Source organism: Nocardioides asiaticus, assembly GCF_040049175.1.
GTDB classification, from domain to species: domain Bacteria; phylum Actinomycetota; class Actinomycetes; order Propionibacteriales; family Nocardioidaceae; genus Nocardioides; species Nocardioides cheoyonin.
In genome coordinates this window covers 177,787-195,115 of the sequence record NZ_JBDZDM010000006.1, presented here as the reverse complement: position 1 = coordinate 195,115, position 17,329 = coordinate 177,787, and the positions used below count along the sequence as shown (strand labels likewise).

The 17,329-nt window shown below is 73.3% G+C and carries 14 protein-coding genes; 11 read left to right on the top strand and 3 right to left on the bottom strand.

All coding sequences use genetic code 11. The annotated features are described in order from the left end of the window. Positions 1 to 65: 65 nt before the first annotated feature. Complete coding sequence (locus tag ABLE53_RS21030) at positions 66 to 1,445, bottom strand: hypothetical protein (RefSeq protein WP_348861107.1); 1,380 nt, start codon at positions 1,443 to 1,445, stop codon at positions 66 to 68. Between the two features lie 276 nt (positions 1,446 to 1,721). Between ABLE53_RS21030 and ABLE53_RS21025 the strand changes: the two genes are divergently transcribed. Beyond that, positions 1,722 to 2,066, top strand: coding sequence for an iron chaperone (locus ABLE53_RS21025; protein WP_348861106.1), 345 nt, complete (start codon positions 1,722 to 1,724; stop codon positions 2,064 to 2,066). On the opposite strand, the gene ABLE53_RS21020 is transcribed toward ABLE53_RS21025, so the two are convergent. Then, entirely contained in the window at positions 2,057 to 3,016 is a 960-nt protein-coding gene (locus ABLE53_RS21020) for a metallophosphoesterase (RefSeq protein WP_348861105.1), read from the bottom strand. The genes ABLE53_RS21025 and ABLE53_RS21020 overlap by 10 nt on opposite strands. A 115-nt stretch (positions 3,017 to 3,131) precedes the next feature. On the opposite strand from ABLE53_RS21020, the gene mptB reads away from it, so the two are divergent. The 4 genes from mptB to ABLE53_RS21000 all read left to right on the top strand — a co-directional run bounded on the left by mptB (position 3,132) and on the right by ABLE53_RS21000 (position 8,423). Then, entirely contained in the window at positions 3,132 to 4,589 is a 1,458-nt protein-coding gene (mptB, locus tag ABLE53_RS21015) for a polyprenol phosphomannose-dependent alpha 1,6 mannosyltransferase MptB (protein ID WP_348861104.1), read from the top strand. A gap of 129 nt (positions 4,590 to 4,718) precedes the next feature. Further along, complete coding sequence (locus ABLE53_RS21010) at positions 4,719 to 5,534, top strand: SDR family NAD(P)-dependent oxidoreductase (protein WP_348861103.1); 816 nt, start codon at positions 4,719 to 4,721, stop codon at positions 5,532 to 5,534. Then, complete coding sequence (locus tag ABLE53_RS21005; protein WP_348861102.1) at positions 5,531 to 6,457, top strand: DMT family transporter; 927 nt, start codon at positions 5,531 to 5,533, stop codon at positions 6,455 to 6,457. The genes ABLE53_RS21010 and ABLE53_RS21005 overlap by 4 nt, the downstream gene beginning before the upstream one ends. Beyond that, positions 6,450 to 8,423 carry a bifunctional phosphatase PAP2/O-acyltransferase family protein gene (locus ABLE53_RS21000; RefSeq protein WP_348861101.1) on the top strand — a complete coding sequence of 658 codons (1,974 nt, stop codon included), beginning with the start codon at positions 6,450 to 6,452 and terminating at the stop codon, positions 8,421 to 8,423. Before ABLE53_RS21005 ends, ABLE53_RS21000 begins: the two co-directional genes overlap by 8 nt. Positions 8,424 to 8,430: 7 nt before the next feature. Here ABLE53_RS21000 and ABLE53_RS20995 read toward each other — a convergent pair whose 3' ends face one another. After that, on the bottom strand, positions 8,431 to 9,582 hold the full coding sequence (locus ABLE53_RS20995) for a PucR-like N-terminal domain-containing protein (protein WP_348861100.1): 1,152 nt from the start codon (positions 9,580 to 9,582) through the stop codon (positions 8,431 to 8,433). 127 nt (positions 9,583 to 9,709) lie between these two features. Here ABLE53_RS20995 and hpnC point away from each other — a divergent pair, with 127 nt between their 5' ends. Genes hpnC through ispH form a run of 6 tightly spaced genes read left to right on the top strand, consistent with a single transcriptional unit; the run spans position 9,710 to position 17,315 of the window. After that, positions 9,710 to 10,561 (top strand): squalene synthase HpnC, encoded by an 852-nt coding sequence (gene hpnC / locus ABLE53_RS20990; protein WP_348861099.1) that lies wholly within the window; start codon positions 9,710 to 9,712, stop codon positions 10,559 to 10,561. Beyond that, positions 10,558 to 11,490 carry a presqualene diphosphate synthase HpnD gene (hpnD, locus tag ABLE53_RS20985; protein ID WP_348861098.1) on the top strand — a complete coding sequence of 311 codons (933 nt, stop codon included), beginning with the start codon at positions 10,558 to 10,560 and terminating at the stop codon, positions 11,488 to 11,490. Before hpnC ends, hpnD begins: the two co-directional genes overlap by 4 nt. Beyond that, on the top strand, positions 11,487 to 12,806 hold the full coding sequence (hpnE, locus tag ABLE53_RS20980) for a hydroxysqualene dehydroxylase HpnE (RefSeq protein ID WP_348861097.1): 1,320 nt from the start codon (positions 11,487 to 11,489) through the stop codon (positions 12,804 to 12,806). Before hpnD ends, hpnE begins: the two co-directional genes overlap by 4 nt. After that, positions 12,803 to 13,912 carry a polyprenyl synthetase family protein gene (locus ABLE53_RS20975; RefSeq protein WP_348861096.1) on the top strand — a complete coding sequence of 370 codons (1,110 nt, stop codon included), beginning with the start codon at positions 12,803 to 12,805 and terminating at the stop codon, positions 13,910 to 13,912. The genes hpnE and ABLE53_RS20975 overlap by 4 nt, the downstream gene beginning before the upstream one ends. Beyond that, a complete protein-coding gene (gene shc, locus ABLE53_RS20970) occupies positions 13,909 to 15,846 on the top strand; it encodes a squalene--hopene cyclase (RefSeq protein WP_348861095.1) in 1,938 nt (645 codons plus the stop codon). Before ABLE53_RS20975 ends, shc begins: the two co-directional genes overlap by 4 nt. Then, positions 15,843 to 17,315 (top strand): 4-hydroxy-3-methylbut-2-enyl diphosphate reductase, encoded by a 1,473-nt coding sequence (gene ispH / locus ABLE53_RS20965; RefSeq protein ID WP_348861094.1) that lies wholly within the window; start codon positions 15,843 to 15,845, stop codon positions 17,313 to 17,315. Before shc ends, ispH begins: the two co-directional genes overlap by 4 nt. The last annotated feature ends 14 nt before the right edge of the window (positions 17,316 to 17,329 follow it).

The following is a 17,329-nucleotide window of genomic DNA, read 5'->3' as shown; positions in this document are numbered from 1 at the left end:
CGACAGCGATCAGGCTGCCGGCGGCGAGCCGGTCCCCGAGGCAGACGGGGGCCGGCTCGTCCGTCTCACGCCGCCGGTGCGTGGTAGGCGCGCAGCAGCTCGACCTGGTCGGAGCGGAGCGGGAACGTGCCCTCCGGGCAGACGAGGTGCTGCAGACCGTGAGGACTGGTCCACAGGTAGCTCGACAGCCCGAGCTGCTCGACCCGGTGGCCGACGTGGGTCTTGGCCCGATGGGCGTGGCGATTCAGTGGTGCGATGTTGTGGTCGCCGGTCTGCCCGGGCGGTCCGCCCGGGTCGTAGGGGACGGGATGGTCGGCGTCGAGCCGGCGGCTGAGGCTCGCGGCGTACGGGAAGACGTCGCCGGCGACCCGGAGGTGGGCTCGCTCGCGCATCGCGGTGGGGTGCTCGTAGCCGTTGATGCTCGCGCCCGTGTTGAGGTCGATGACCGGCTTGAGCTCGACGTGAGCGTGACCGAGCAGGTCGACCAATCGGGTGAGCAGGACCGGACCGAACGACTCGGCCCGGGCGACGCCCTGGCCGGCGAGGAGCGCCGACTCGTGGAGGTGGACGTAGACGACGGCTTTCTGGCGAGGCGCCGGCGCCGCGGCGCCTGACTCGTCGGACTCGTCGGGCTCGTCGGAGGTCTCGTCGAGGACGTGGAGCACGTCGTCGGGGCGGGCGAGCCACTCGAATGCGGCGGCTCGGAGCTGGCCACGGGTGGGGTGCTCGGGAAGGTCCGGGTGGTGCTGCGCCCGCAGTCCCGCGTCGTGGGCGAGGCGATCGGCGATCTGGTTGACGAGGTCGTCGACGAAGTGGGCGCCCGCGGGGCTGACCTTGGCGTAGACCGACTGGATCGCGCGGCCCGACTCCGGGTCCGCCGGGTCGGCCGCCTTGAGCCTGCCGAGCCAGACCCCGCGCTCGCGCCGCTTCTGCTCGAGCTGGGCCTCGTGGGCCGCTGTGTCGGCCTCGATGATCGCGGCCTCGGCGATCGCGATGACGCGGGCGGGCGCCTGCTGGAGCGCGACCGAGACCGACTGGTCGACGAGCGCGACGGCATGCCGGTCGAGGTGCCGGGACATCCGGGCGATCTTGCGGGCCAGCCAGGGCTCGCACTCGAGTCGTCGGGTGGCGGCCCACACCGCCGGCAGCCGGTGGCGCAGGTCGAGCGCGTCGGCGACCGCCGCGCGGGTGGCATTGACATGGACCTGCCGGGCGAGGCTCAGCTCCTCCAGGCTCAGGTCGCGCACCGCCGGCGTGCCGCCGCCGCCCAACGTCACGAGACGGTCACCGCCGGGGACGTAGGTGGATGGCTCCAGGCCGTGCAGGTCGGCCCAGGCAAGGCACAGCTCGAGATCCTCGACCTCTGCCGCACGGCGCAGGCGCAGCACCTCGCCGGCGCGGTCGAGGACCGTGCGCGGGCCGGAAGGGTCGAGGTCGGTTGCCATGGCTCTATGCTACAACCCTGTTCTTGATATTCGAAGACGTATTCGAGTTATCCACAGTGTCGTGGTCACGATCACGTGGGTCACGATCTTCTTGCCGGATGCCAGGCGCGCACCACCGATGAGGATGAGCTGGTCAGCCGTCAGAAGAAGATCGCTCCCGAGGTGCCGTACATGTTGTGTTGTCGAGCCACAGGACTCTCACCCATGTCCTGACCGATCAACCGGCAACCGCCATGCGCGGTTCACATCTGGGCATCGCGGGATGAGACTCGGTGCATGTCGGCAGCGGACATCGACAGCTACCTCGCGGCTCTCGCCGACGACCAGAGGGCGACGCTGGAGCAGCTCCGGCGCGACATCCTGGCGGTCGTCCCCGACGCCGAGCAGGGCGTCTCGTACGGCGCGCCGGCGTTCAAGGTCGGTGGCAGGACGGTGGCCGGCTTCGCGGCGTTCAAGCACCATCTCGCGTACCTGCCGCACAGCGGCTCGGTCCTGAGCGCGCTCGGAGCGGAGCTCGAGGGTCTCACGATGACGAAGGGGTCACTCCACTTCGCGGTCGGCGAGCCGCTCCCGGCGAGTCTGGTCCGCAAACTGGTGACAGGGCGACTGGCTCAGGAGTGAGCCGAGCGGAACTCGCGGCGCTCGGCGCGCGCCTCCCGGCCCTTGCGGGAGAGCAGCTCGCGCCGCTCGGTGCGGGAGAGCGAGGCGAGCTCGTCGGCGACGGCGGTGGGATAGCTGGTGACCTCGGGGGCGTCACCGAGCGGCAGCACGGAGTGGACGACCGGCGCGCCGGAGATGCCGCCCGCGCCCTCGTCGTACAGGTGGACGGCGGCGATCGCCTGGTGGCCGTCGACGGCGGAGTAGAACTTGTCGGGCACGCCGAGCGCGACGGTGTAGCAGCTCGCGGAGGCGACGGAGACGGGGATGCCGACGAAGGTGGAGTACGTCGAGTAGTGCATGTGGCCGGCGAGGATGGTGCGTACGTCGGAGCCGTCGAGCACCTCGGCGAGGCGGTCCTGGGCCTCGAGCTCGATGGTGACGTTGGCGTCGTCGAGCGGGAGCGGGACCGGCGGGTGGTGCATGGCGAGGACGGTGCCGTGCTCGGCGGGGTCGGCGAGCACGTCGGCGAGCCAGGCCAGCTGCGAGTCGTCGAGCTCGCCGTGGTGCCAGCCGGGGACCGAGGTGTCGAGGGCGACGACGCGCAGCCCGGCGACGTCGTACACCCGGTCCTGCGTCCGCGTCGACGCCTCCCCGAAGAACGCGGAGGAGAACGCAGAGCGCTCGTCGTGGTTGCCCATCACCCACACGATCTGCGCGCCGAGCTCCGCGGCGACCGGCTCGACCAGCTCGCGGAGCCGGTTGTACGCCGCCGGCTCGGCGAGGTCGGTGAGGTCGCCGGTGAGCACGACCGCCTGCGGCGGGGTCGGCAGCCCGCCCAGCCGCTCGAGCGCCCGGACGAGGCCCGGCTCGGGGTCGACCGTGCCGTACTGCCGCTTGCCGCCGGCGAGAAGGTGTGTGTCGGAGAGATGCGCGAGCGTATGTCGTGGCGCCGGATACTGACCCAACTGCACGGCCACCAGCCTACGGGGGTCACGACACCGCTTCAGGGATCGTCCGCGGAGTGTTCACCACGGCGCAGCCAGTCGTTCGGCGGTCGCGGGACCGGCGCCTCCTAGCGTCGGCGGCGTGGTGGTCCGAGGGCTGCTCGTCCGAGGCTTCGTGGTCCGCGGACTGGTGGGGAGCCTGCTCGTGCTCCTCGGCGGCTGGGCCGTGGCGGCCCTGCCCGCCTCGCTCGCTTTCCCCGGATTCCTGGCCGCGCCGCTGTCGGCGGTGCGCACGGACCCCTCCGCTCGGCCCGTCGCGCTGGCGGTCGTCGTCGCCGGGCTGGCGCTGCTCGCCGTGGCCTCGGCCGAGCTGCTGCACCGCACTCATCTCACCTCCGACCTGCACCTCGTCACCAGGTGTACGACGGCGTGGGCGGCGCCGCTCCTGGTCGCGCCGCCGCTGTTCAGCCTCGACGGGTGGGCGTACGCCGCGCAGGGCGCGCTCGCCGCGGCCGGCCTCTCGCCGTACGAGCACGGGCCGGCGGCCCTCGGCGGACGGCTGACCGAGCCGGACGCCAAACCGATCGTGGACGCCGTCGACCCACGCTGGCTGAGCACCCCGTCGCCGTACGGACCGCTCCCGATCGCGTACGGCGGGGCGCTCGCGCGCCTCACCTCCGACCCGCTGCTCCTCGTGCTCGGCCACCGGCTCGCGGCGCTGGCCGGGCTGGCGCTGCTCGGCTGGGCGGTGCCGCGACTGGCACGCCGGACCGGGGCGTTCCCGGCGCCCGCGACCGCGCTGGTGATCGCCTCGCCGCTTGCGCTCGGGGTCGGCCTCGGCGGCCTGCACAACGACCTGCTCATGGTCGGCCTCGCGGCGGCGGGGGTCGCCGTCGCCCGCGAGCGCTGGCTCGCCGCGGCCGCCCTGGTCGGCCTCGCCGCCGCGGTGAAGGTCCCCGCGCTGCTCGTCCTGCCCGGCCTGGCGGTGCTGAGCCTGCCGTCCGGGGCGGTGCTGGGCCGGCGGCTCCGCCGGCTGGCCTACGTCGGAGCGGTCGCGGTCGGCGTGCTCCTCGGGCTCGGGCTCGTCACGGGCCTCGGCGTCGGCTGGGTGCACGCGCTGGGGGTGCCGGGCAGCGTGCTGACCCAGCTCTCGCCGCTCCGGCTGGTCGAGGGCCCGGCGCGCGACCTGGTGCGGGTCCTGCCCGTCGTCGCAGCGGCGGCGGTCGTCGTGGGACCGAGGTCGGCGCGGACACCGAGGACGACGGTGGCGTGGATCGGGCTCGCCCTGGTAGCCGCGGCGCTGCTCGGCTCCGCCGTCCGGGTCTGGTACCTCCTCTGGGCGGCGCCGTTCCTCGCCGTCGTACCCCTCCCGACAGCCGCGCGTCGGCTGCTCGTCGGCGGGGTCGCCGTGGTCGGGGTGCTGGCGCCGTTCACGGCCGAGCCGGGAGCCGCGCCCGCGGCGTACGCCGTCGCGCCCGTCTCCCTCGCCGCTGTCGGCCTTGCGGTCGTCGCGTCCCGGCGGGTCCGCGACCGGGTGCTCGTCGTCCGCCCGCTCGTCCGGCCGGTGGCCGAGCGGGCCGGCGGCCCCTCGGACCGCTGAGTCCGGCCTTGGTGAAAGCTTGCGGCGACGCGCCGCTCGTACGGCGAAATGCGCACGAACGGGAATCGACCGCGGTGCTACCTTGCTGAAACGGAGAGTGTGGCCGGATCCGGGTCCGGTCCGGGGTGCGTGCTGGAGGCTGATATGCGGTTGGCGGGCGGAGTCTCGCTCGTCACCGGTGCCTCAGCGGGGATCGGCGCCGCCGTCGCGACCCGCCTGTGCGTCGCCGGCGCCCACGTCCTCGTCCACGGCCGCGATGCCGACCGCACCGCGACGGTCGCCGAGGCCACCGGCGGCACCCCGCTGCTCGCCGAGCTCGCCGACCCGGCTGGGGTCGACGCACTGGTCGACCAGGCGCTCGCCGTGCACGGCCGCGTCGACCTGCTCGTCGCCAACGCCGGCCGCGGCCACTCGGGCCCCTTCGCCGCGATGGCGACGGACGACATCGAGGAGCTGCTCGCGGTGGACCTCGCGGCCTCGATCCGGCTGACCCGGCTGCTGCTGCCGGGGATGCTGGAGCGCGGTCGCGGCCACCTCTGTTACGTCACGAGCATCGCCGGCCGGACCGGCGTCGCCGGCGAAGCGGTGTACGCCGCCGCCAAGGCCGGTCTCGACGCCTTCGCCGAGAGCCTCCGCCTCGAGCTGGCGGGCTCGGGTGTCGGCGTCACGGTCGTCGTGCCGGCCGCCGTCGCGACCGGCTTCTTCGACGCGAGGGGCCGGCCGTACGACCGCAGGAACCCGCGTCCGGTCACCCCCGAGCACGTCGCCAAGGTGGTCGTCGAGGCGGTCGAGCTCGACCGCGACGAGGTCTTCGTCCCGGGCTGGACCCGGATCGCGCCCGCCGTACGCGCCGTCGCCCCGTCGCCGTTCCGGGCGCTGTCGCGTCGGTTCGGGGAGCAGGTGAGGAGCGACCGAGGAGGCCGGAGCGGGGGAGGAGACCGGTGACCCGCGCATACGTCGTCCTCGTGCTCGGCCTGGCCGCGGCGTTCGGGTTCGCGCTGTCCGCGTGGCTGCAGCAGCGGGCGAGCACCCACCTGCCCGACCACCCCGGGGCGAAGCTGTCGCGGCGCGGGCTGAGCGGCGGGGTGCTGCTGCTGCGCCGGCTGCTGAAGAGCCCGACCTGGTTCTTCGGCTGGTTCGTCAACCTGCTCGCCTTCTTCGTGCAAGCGGCCGCGCTCCGGCTCGGGTCGGTGGCCGCCGTACAGCCGCTGATGACGACGCAGGTGCTCTTCACGATGCCGCTCGCGTCGTGGGAGTCGAAGCGCTGGCCGAAGCCCCTGGACTGGATCTCGGGGCTGGCGATCTGCGGGGGCGTCGCGCTGCTGATGGTGGTCGACGGCGCCGCCCCGCTCCAGGGCGAGGCCGACCGGTGGCTGGTCTTCCTCGTCACGGTGATCGCCGTCGGCGTGATCGCGGTCCTCGTGGTCGCGAGCCGGTTCCGGCCCTCGCCGGCGCTGGCAGCGATCCTGCTCGCCTGCGCGGCCGGGGTCTGCTTCGCGCTCACCGCGATGTTCATGAAGCTGACCGCGGACGACCTGCTCGACGAGGGGGTCGCCTACACCGCGCGCGACTGGGTGGGCTACGCGCTCGCCGGCAGCACCGGCGTCGGGCTCGCCCTCGGCCAGCTGTCCCACGCGGCCGGCCCGCTGCCGTGGTCGGTGTCGGCGATGAACATCGTCAACCCGATCGCGAGCTACTTCGTCGGGATCATCGCCTTCCGCGCCGACCCGCCGACCACGCCGGGTGCGCTGGCCGGTCTTGCGGGAGCGGGCGCGCTGCTGGTCCTCGGCGTGATAGGTCTGGTGCACTCGCCCTCGCTGAGTGCCTGGAACCCCACCGAACCCGAGCCGGAGGCGAACGGTGCCTGACAAGCAACCCCGCGTCGTGGTCTGGCAGCAGGTCCTGCTGGGCCTGCTGGTGTTCGGCTACTACCTGCTCGTCGACTCGCTCCACGACCCGGACCGGCGGGCCGCCGCCGACCGGCACGGCTTCGCGCTCACGCACCTCGAGGACCACCTCCACATCGACCTCGAGAAGTGGCTCAACGACGGGCTTGCCGGCCACGCGACGCTGACGACGATCGCGAACTACGAGTACGCCTTCACCTACATCCTCAGCGCCATCGCGACCCTGGTCTACCTGCTGTGGCGCCATCCCGAGGTCTGGCGCCGGGCGCGTACGTCGTTCGTGCTGGTCACCGTCGGCGGCATCACCTGCTTCTGGCTCTATCCGACGACGCCGCCGCGGATGCTGCCGGGCAACGAGTTCATCGACACCGTGACCTCCGGCCACACGTGGGGCTCGTGGGGGTCGCCGCTGGTCAGCGGGGCCAACCAGCTGGCCGCGATGCCGTCGTTGCACCTCGGCTGGGCGCTGTGGGTGAGCGTCGCGCTGCTGTGGGCCGGAGTGCCCCGCTGGGTGCAGTGGGTCAGCGCCGTGCACGTGACGGTGACGCTGGTCGTCATCCTGGCCACGGCCAACCACTACCTGCTCGACGGGGTCGGCGCCGTCGTCCTCGTCTTCGTCGCCGACCGGATCGCCCTGTGGATCCATCCGTACTGGGAGGGGTCGATCATTCCCTCCGCCGACGCGTTCTTCCTCCACGTCGAGGACGCCGGCCACCCGCAGATCGTCGGCGGCCTGGTCGTCTGGGAGCCCGCGATCGCCCGGCACCCCGACCGGCACGACCTGGTCGAGCTGGTGCGGAGCGAACTCGGCAACCTCCCTCGCTTCACCCAGCGGATCGAGCAGCGCGGCCGCTGGCGGCGGGCCCGGTGGGTCGCCGTGCCGAGCGTCGACTGGGACTGGCACGTCGTCGAGTGGCAGGTGCCCGGCCGCAAGGGCGTCGACGAGGCGGTCGCGCGGATCCTCTCCGAGCGGTTCCCCCGCGACCGGCCGCTCTGGCGGATCGTCATCCTCGACATGGGCGACGGCACGAAGTGCCTGCTGTTCCTGCTCCACCACGCGATCGCCGACGGCATCGGCACGGTCCTGCAGGCGATGCAAATCCTCCGTCCCCGGATCGGTCTGCCCGAGCCGGCCTACCGGCCCGGCGGTCTGCAGACCGCCGCCGCGACGGCGGTCGGGTTCGCGCAGCTCGCCACCGACGGCGGCAAGAACGGCGGGATCGGCGTCGCCGGCACCGGACGGCAGTTCGCGACCGGTGCGATCAGGCTCGAGGAGCTCAAGCAGGCGGCGCGCCCGCACCGCGTCACCGACCTGGTGCTCGCCCTGACGGCAGGCGCGCTCGCCGACACCCACCCCGAGCTCGCGGCCGCCGCCGAGGGGCGGATCCGGGTCGCCGTGCCTCTCATGGTGCGAGAGCCGGGGGCCGCAGCGGAGGGCAACGCCACCGCGGCCGTGATGGTCGACGTGCCGCTGCGGGCCGACGACACCGGTGCGCTCATGGACGAGATCGCCGGCGTCACCGCCCGGCTGCGCCGGCCGACGCGCGCGCTGGCCAGCAGGTGGGTGATGGCTCACCTGCTGCGGATCTTCCCGGAGCCGTTCGTGGGATGGTTCGCGCGCACGGTCTACGGCCACCGGTTCTTCGACGGGATCGTCTCGAACATGCCTGGGCCGACCCAGCGGCTCTCGATGGCCGGGGTCGATCTCGTCGAGGTCTACCCGATCCTGCCCCCGGCGCCGGGGGCACCGTTCGTCGTCGGCGCCCTGAGCTGGGACGGCGTCCTCGGCATCGGGATGGCGACCGACCCGGAGCTCGTCGACGCCGAGCGGCTCACCCGGCGGATGGAGGAGCGGCTCCGTGAGCGGCTCTACGTGCTCTCCGAGACGCCGTACGACGGCGACACCTCGGACGCGGCCGTCAGCTGAGCAGCCGCTATGACCAGTTGAGCGCGAGCAGCAACCGGGTCCGCTCCCGCGGCGAGTCGAGCGCGTCGCCGTACAGCTCGCGGAGCCGGCTGATCCGGTAGCTCACCGTCTGCGGGTGGACGTGGAGCTCCTCGGCGACCGCGGTGCGGTCGCCCTGGTGGCGCAGCCACCACACGAGCGTCTCGGTGAGCCGGTCGCGGGCGCCCTTGGGCAGGTCCTGGAGCGGCGCGAGGACCTGCTCGCGCAGGAACGCCAGCAGCCGGTCGTCGCGGTGGACGATGATCGTGTCGAGGTGGTCGTCGACGAAGACCGGGTTGCCGGTGAGGACGCCGTCGCGGGCCAGCCCGAGGGCGACCTGGGTGAGCTCGACGCTGCGGGCGACCAGCTCGACGGGGACGGTGATCCCGACGACGCAGGCCAGTCCGCGCAGCGAGCGCCGCAGCCGCTCCCGGTCGGTCGGGTCGGCGATGATCGCGCCGACCAGGTCGTCCTGCCTGACCGGGAGGGTCGAGATGTCGAGACGGGACAGCAGCTCGCCCTCGTCCTGGCCGAGCACGAGCGCGACCCGGGCGGGCAGCCGCCACCGCGCCCGGTCGGCGGCGGCCCGGACCGCTGCCATCGTCGACCGCTCGGAGAGCAGCAGCTCGGTGAGCTCCTCGCGGTAGCGGTCGCGGGCGCGCGCGTCGGCGCGCTGTGCGCGGACGAAGCCCTGCGTCGAGGCCTGCGAGAGGTGGTTGACGAAGTCGAAGACCGACTCCGCCAGGCCGGCGATGACCTCACCGGGCAGGTCGAGCTCGGTCGCGGTCTCGGCGACGTGGCGCCACGCGACCCGGGCGCCGACCTGGTACGCCGTCAGCAGCCGGGTCAGGTCGTGGCCGAGCTGCCACTGCCGCTCGCCGATCTGCTGGAAGACGACCTGCACCGCCTGCTCGTCCTCGAGCGGACGGATGCCGTCGGACATGCCGCTGGTGGCGAGCACCATCAGCCGGTGGAGGAACAACCCGGCGCCGTCCCTGATCTCGTCGAGGTCCTCGTCGAGGAAGGCCGCGTAGTCGGGCCAGCCGGTGAGCAGCCGGTCGCGTACGTCGAGCAGCAGCTGCGGCAGCCGCTCGGCCAGCTGGGCCTCGAGAAGCTCGGCGACCGCCAGGTCCTGCGCCACGACGACCTCCGGGGTGCCGAATGAGACTGGTGATGCGCGAAATTGTAACGGCGTGACAAGTTCTCCTATCGAAAAGACGCGGAGTGGGGACAGAGCGCGGAGCCCCTCCGGGTGTTTGATTGCTTTCATGGCGTTACTCGTGTCGGAGACCTCGTGGGAGGGGAGGGAGGCCGGCGAGAACTTCCCGGTCGCACTGCGCCTCCTGCCCCGCCGCCACCGCGAGCACCTGCACGCCGTCTACGGCTTCGCCCGCCACGTCGACGAGCTCGGCGACTCGTACGCCGGCGACCGGGTCGCCGCCCTCACCGGCTTCCGCGAGCAGACCCGGCTGATCTGGACGGGCGCGACCCCCGACTCGCCGCTCCTGCGCCGTCTCGCCGGGACCGTCGCCGACTGCTCGCTGAGCGAGGAGCCGTTCCTGAACCTGATCGAGGCCAACCTGCAGGACCAGGCGGTCAGCCGCTACGCCACCCTCGACGACCTCCTCGGCTACTGCCGGCTCTCGGCCGACCCGGTCGGCCGGATCGTGCTCGAGCTGTTCGGCGCCTCGACCCCTGACCGGGTCGTGCTCTCCGACCGGGTCTGCACCGCCCTGCAGATCGTCGAGCACCTCCAGGACGTCGGGGAGGACCGGCGCGCCGGCCGGGTCTATCTGCCGCAGGAGACATTGGTGTCGTACGCCGTCGACGAGGCCGCCCTCGACGCCGCCGTGCGATCGGGTCGGGCCACGCAGCAGCTGCGCGCGCTCGTCCTCGCCGAGACGGAGCGCGCCGAGGCGATGCTCCACGAGGGCAGCGCCCTCGTCGGCCGGCTCCGCGGCTGGGCCCGGCTCGCGGTCGCCGGGTTCGTCGGCGGCGGCCTCGCGGTCGTGGACGCCCTCCGTCGGGTCGACGGCGACGTCCTCGCCCAGCACGCTTCCCCGCGCAGGACCGACATCGCCCGGCACGCGGTGACGGCCCTCGTCCGGGGGCGCGCATGAGCGAGCGTCAGCGAGCGACCATCGCGACGAGTCCCACGCTGCCCCCGACGCTGGCCGACGCCTACGCCGAGTGCGAGCGGATCACCAAGGAGCAGGCCGGCAACTTCTACTACGGGATCCGGCTGCTGCCCGAGCACAAGCGGACCGCGCTCTGCGCTGTCTACGCGCTGGCCCGCCGCGTCGACGACATCGGCGACGGCGACCTGCCGCGCGAGACGAAGCTCAAGGACCTCGCCGCCGTACGCCAGGACCTCGAGGCGCTCGGCGAGGGGTCGACGCAGAGCTCCGACCCGGTCCTGCTCGCCCTCGCTGACGCGGCGACGCGCTTCCCGATCCCGCTCTCCGCGTTCGGCGAGCTCGTCGACGGCGTCGAGACCGACCTCGCCGACGAGGTGAGGATCGCCGACTGGGACGCGCTCGTCGTCTACTGCCGGCAGGTGGCCGGGTCGATCGGCCGGCTGTGCCTCTCCATCTTCGGCGCTGGGTCCGATCGCGGGGGCGCGATCGACCCGCGGGTCGAGCTGTTCGCCGACCAGCTCGGCATCGCGCTGCAGCAGACCAACATCCTGCGCGACATCCGCGAGGACCTCGGCAACCACCGGGTCTACCTCCCGCAGAGCGAGCTCGCCGAGTGGGGTATCGACCTGCGCACCGACGCCGTGGGTGACCTCGACGACCCGGAGGGCCGGCTGGCGGCCTACATCCGGTTCGCGGCCGCGCGTGCCGAGGACTGGTACGCCCTCGGCCTGCGGCTCGTCCCGCACCTCGACCGGCGCAGCGCCGCCTGCTGTGCCGCGATGGCCGGCATCTACCGGCACCTGCTCAAGGTGATCGCCGCCGACCCGGTGCAGGTCTACGACAAGCGGCTCAGCCTCTCCACGGCCCACAAGGCGCGCGTCGCGCTCGTCTCCCTGGTCGGCCGCGGATGAGCGCCCGCACCGTCGCCGTCGTCGGTGGGGGGCTGGCCGGGATCACCGCCGCCCTCCGGCTGGCCGACGCGGGCTGCCCGGTCACCCTCCACGAGGCGAAGCCGAAGCTCGGCGGCCTGACCCACAGCTTCCGTCGCGCCCTCGGTGAGCAGAGCCTGTGCGTCGACAACGGCCAGCACGTCTTCCTGCGCTGCTGCACCTCCTACCTCGCCCTCCTCGACCGGCTCGGCGTCAGGGACCAGGTGACCCTGCAGGACCGGCTCGACGTCACCGTCCTGAGCGAGGCGTACGACGGCGTCGGCCGCCTCCGGCGCAGCGGGCTGCCGGCTCCGCTGCACCTGGGCGCTGCCCTGGCGCGGTATCGCTGGCTCTCGCCTCTCGAGCGTGCCCGGGTCGTGCCCGCCGCGCTCGCGCTCGGCGGGGTGGACCGAACGGCGGCGGAGACCGACGCCCGCAGCTTCGGGGCGTGGCTGTCCGCCCACGGCCAGAGCCCCCGCGCCGTCGAGGCGGTCTGGGACCTGATCGGGGTCGCCACCCTCAACGCACCCGCGGAGCGGGCCTCGCTCGCGCTCGCCGCAACGGTCTTCCAGCTCGGTCTGCTCAGCGAGGCGGGCGCCGCCGACATCGGCTGGTCCCGCGTACCCCTGCAGCAGCTCCACGGGGACGCGGCCGCCAAGGCCCTGGCCGACGCCGGCGTCGACGTACGCCTGGGGTCGAAGGTCGCCTCACTCGACGAGCTGCAGGCCGACGACGTCGTGGTCGCCACCCCCGCGCCGGAGGCGGAGGCGCTCGTCTCCGGCACCCTCCCGGACGGCCTGGAGCCCGGCTGGTCCGAGCGACTGGGCAGCGCTCCGATCATCAACCTCCACCTCGTCTACGACCGGCCGGTGCTCGAGGAGCCGTTCGTCGCGGCGGTCGACAGCCCGCTGCAGTGGGTCTTCGACCGCACCGCCCACAGCGGGCTGAGCGACGGCCAGTACCTCGCCGTCTCGCTGTCCGCCGCCGAGCACCTCGTCGACCTCCCGGTGGCGACGCTGCGCGAGCGGTTCGTCCCGCGCGTCGAGGCGCTGCTGCCCCGCGCGCGGGGGGCGGAGCTGCGCGACTTCTTCGTGACGCGCGAGCGCCACGCGACCTTCCGGCCGGTGCCCGGCTCGGGCCGTTTCCGTCCGGAAACGCGCACGAAAAGTGCGCATGTTTACCTGGCAGGTGCGTGGACGGCCACCGGCTGGCCGGCCACGATGGAGGGCGCGGTCCGCAGTGGCGACGCTGCCGCCGACGCCGTCCTCGAGCAGAGCATGGAGGTGGGGGCGGCATGAGCGAGCGCCTGCGAGCGGCCATCGGGACGACCTCGGCCCGCGAATGGCTGACCACGGCGAAGGGACTGTGGGACCCGGGTCTGCGCGCGGCGGTCGACCGGCTCGACCCCCACATGAGGCGGGTCGCGGCCTACCACTTCGGCTGGGTCGACGCCGACGGCAACCCCTCCGACGGGTCGGCCGGCAAGGGGCTCCGCCCGGGTCTCGCCCTGCTGGCCGCCGAGGCACTCACGGCCGGCGCCGCGCCCCGTCCCGATGGTCCGGGCCCCGATCATCCTGGTCCCGACAATCCGGCCCTGCCCGGTGCCGTGGCGGTCGAGCTGGTCCACAACTTCTCCCTCGTCCACGACGACCTGATCGACCGCGACGAGGCACGCCACCACCGCCCCACGGTCTGGACGGTCTGGGACGACACCACCGCGATCCTGGTCGGCGACGCGATGCTCTCGCTCGCCCACGAGGAGCTCGGCCTCGCAGGTGCCACCGGCGGTTCGTCGTACGCCGTCGCCGCCGGTCTCGCCCTGACCGCGGCCACCCGGGAGCTGATCCGCGGTCAGGCGGAGGACGTGATCTTCGAGTCCCGCGACGACGTCACCCTCGAGGACTGCCTCGGCATGGTGGCCGGCAAGACCGGCTCGCTGCTGGCCGTGAGCGCCTCGATCGGCGCGATCCTCGCCGGTGCCGACCAGAAGACGGTCGACGGGTTCCACACCTTCGGGTTCGAGCTGGGGCTCGCGTTCCAGATCGTCGACGACCTGCTCGGCATCTGGGGAGCGACCGAGGTGACCGGCAAGCCGGTCTTCGCCGACCTCGCCGCCGCGAAGAAGACCCTGCCCGTCGTCTGGTCGCTCGACCACGGCTGCGACGCGGGCGAGCAGCTCCGCGAGTGGTTCGCGCGTCGTACCGCCCGGTCGCAGGCCGACACCGAGGAGCTGCAGTACGCCGCCGACCTGATCGAGAAGGCCGGTGGCCGCGCCTGGGCGGCCGAGCAGGCCGACGCCCACGTGAGCGCCGCGCTCGCCGCGCTCGAGGACCTGCCGATCTCGGACGACGGCCGCGCCACGCTCACCGACCTCGCCCACTTCGTCACAGAGAGGAAGTCATGACCCTCGAGAGGATCGAGCCCACCGGTGATGTCAGGGGAGACGTACGCGCCGCCCTCGACGCGGCGGTGGACCACCTGCGGTCGCGTCAGCACGCGGACGGCTGGTGGAAGGGCGACCTCGCGACCAATGTGACGATGGACGCCGAGGACATGCTGATGCGCCACTTCCTCGGCATCGTCGACCCCGACGACCAGGAGCGCAGCGCCCGCTGGATCCGCTCGCAGCAGCGCGCCGACGGGAGCTGGGGCGACTACCCGGGAGCGCCCGGGACCCTCTCGACGAGCGTCGAGGGCTGGGTCGCGCTGCGGCTCGCCGGCGACCCCGTGGACGCCGACCACATGCTCCGCGGCGCCGCCTGGATCCGCGACAACGGCGGTCTCGAGAAGGCCCGGGTCTTCACCCACATGTGGATGTCGCTCGTCGGGCTCTGGGAGTGGGACGAGTGCCCGACGCTGCCGCCGGAGATGATCTTCCTGCCGTCGTGGTTCCCGCTCAATGTCTACAACTGGGCGTGCTGGGCGCGGCAGACCATCGTGCCGCTGATGATCGTCTCCGCGAAGCGGCCGGTCCGCCCGGTGCCCTTCGACGTCGAGCCGATCCGCACCCACGCCGCGCCCGACCGGTTCGACCCGCTGTGGACGATCGCCGGCGTGTTCCAGCGGCTCGACGTCGGCGTACGCCTCTTCGGCAAGCTGCCGTTCAACCCGGTCCGCAAGCTCGCCATGAGGCAGGCCGCGGAGTGGATCCTCGCCCGGCAGGAGGCCGACGGCGGGTGGGGCGGCATCCAGCCGCCCTGGGTCTACTCGATCCTCGCGCTCAACCAGCTCGGCTACTCCCTGGAGCACCCGGCCCTCGCGAAGGCCCTCGCCGGTCTCGACGACTTCTTCGTCGAGGTGCCCGAGGGGCCGGAAGGGCCGATGCGGTGGCTCGAGGCCTGCCAGTCCCCGGTGTGGGACACCGGCCTCTCCCTCGCCGCGCTGCAGGAGGCCGGCGTACCCGCCGACGACCCGGCCGTCCTCCGCGCCGCCGACTGGCTGCTGAAGGAGCAGGTCGCCGCCGACGGCGACTGGCAGGTACGCCGCCCGGACCTGCCCTCGGCCGGCTGGTCGTTCGAGTTCGCCAACGACATCTACCCCGACACCGACGACACCGCCGAGATGGTCCTCGCGCTGCGTGGTGTGAAGCACGCCGAGTCGGGGCGGCTGCGTGCCGCCCTCGACAAGGCGGTCGCGTGGTGTGCGGGGATGCAGTCGAAGGACGGCGGTTGGGGGGCGTTCGACGCCGACAACACCAAGGAGCTGGCGACCAGGCTGCCGTTCTGCGACTTCGGCAACGTCATCGACCCGCCGTCAGCGGACGTGACCGCCCACGTCGTCGAGATGCTGGCCGCGGAGGGGCTCGCCGACTCGGCGGAGTGCCGCCGCGGCGTCACCTGGCTGCTGCGCCACCAGGAGCCCGACGGGTCCTGGTTCGGCCGGTGGGGCGCCAACCACCTTTACGGCACCGGCGCCGCCGTCCCGGGCCTGGTCGCCGCCGGCGTCTCCCCGCAGGACCCGCAGATCCGCGCCGCCGTCCGGTGGCTGGAGAAGCACCAGAACGTCGACGGCGGCTGGGGCGAGGACCTGCGCTCCTACAAGGACAAGGCCTGGGTCGGCCGGGGTGCGTCCACCCCGTCGCAGACCGGATGGGCGCTGCTCGCCCTGATCGCCGCGGGCGAGGCGTCTCCCGAGAGGACGAGCAGGGCCGTCGAGCGCGGCATCGCCTACCTCGTCGAGACGCAGCGCCCCGACGGCGGCTGGGACGAGGACCTCTACACCGGCACCGGGTTCCCCGGCTTCTTCTACATCGGCTACGAGATGTACCGCCAGGTCTTCCCCATGTGGGCGCTGGGGCGCTACGCGCGCAGCGCCGTCGAGCATGAGGAGAGTGCATGACAGGAGTGGTCTGTACGCCGTTGCGCACGGAGTGGCTCGCCGTCTCGCCGGGGCTCTCCGGCGGTGCCCTGCGCACCGGACGGTCCCGCGGCGGTGGCGACCTGCCGGTCGGGCCGCGGCTCGTCACCGGCGTCGCCGGCGCGCTGCGGGCTGACGTCGAGCCCGGCGATCTCGTCGTGGCGACCGAGGTCCGCGACCTGACCACCGGCGAGGTCACCGCGTGCCCGGCCTCGGCGCTGCTCGTCGGCGCCCTGCGGCGGGCCGGCTTCACCGTCCACCACGGTCCGCTCGCCACCGCCGAGGCGATCGTCGACGACCCGAGCGAGCGGGCCGTGCTGGCGGAGGCCGGCAACCTCGCCGTCGACACCGAGTCGGCGCTGCTGCTCGCCGGTGTCCCGGAGGGCCAGGCCGTCGTCGTACGCGCCATCGTGGACACGCCCGACCAGCGGCTCTTCAGCCTCGGCACGGCTCCGCGCGGGATCAAGGCGCTGGTGATGCTGCGCCGGGCCGCGCCGGTCCTCGAGGACTGGGTGCGGGCGACTGCTGACCGGGAGATCCTGCTCGCCGCGCCGCGCTCCTTCTGCGCCGGCGTCGAGCGGGCGATCGACATCGTCGACCGGTCGCTCGACAAGTTCGGCGAGCCGGTCTACGTACGCCGCCAGATCGTCCACAACCGCCACGTGGTGGCCGAGCTGGAGCAGAAGGGCGCGATCTTCGTCGAGGAGGTCGAGGAGGTGCCCGAGGGCAGTGTGGTCGTCCTCGCCGCCCACGGCGTCGCCCCCTCCGTGCGGGCCGAGGCGGAGGCGCGCCGGCTGCGGACCGTGGACGCCACCTGCCCGCTGGTGACGAAGGTCCACACCGAGGTACGCCGCTTCGCCGGCCTCGACCACACGGTCTTCCTGATCGGCCACGCCGACCACGAGGAGGTCGTCGGCACGCTCGGCGAAGCACCCGGCAACGTCGTGGTCGTCAACGACCCCGACGAGGCCCAGACGGTCGAGGCGGCCGACCCGGAGAAGGTCTCCTACGTCATGCAGACCACCCTCGCGGTCGACGAGGCGGAGAAGACCGCCACGATCCTGCGGGAGCGCTTCCCGGCGCTCAACGCACCCCGCAAGGACGACATCTGCTACGCCACCACCAACCGCCAGCAGGCGGTGCGGTCGGTGGCGCGGCAGAGCGACCTGGTGATCGTGCTGGGCTCGCGGAACTCGTCCAACAGCCAGCGGCTCGTCGAGGTCGCCCGCGGGGAGGGCACGCCGGCGTACCTCGTCGACGACCTCTCCGAGGTCGACCTCGCCTGGCTGCAGGGCGTCGGCACCGTCGGCATCACCGCCGGCGCGTCGGCGCCGCCCCACCTCGTCGACGAGGTCGTCGCCGGGATCGGCGGCCTCGGCCGCGTCGACGTACGCGAGACCCCGGTGGTCTCCGAGAGCGTCCGATTCACGCTGCCCCGAGAAGTGATCTAAGAGAAGTTGAGCCC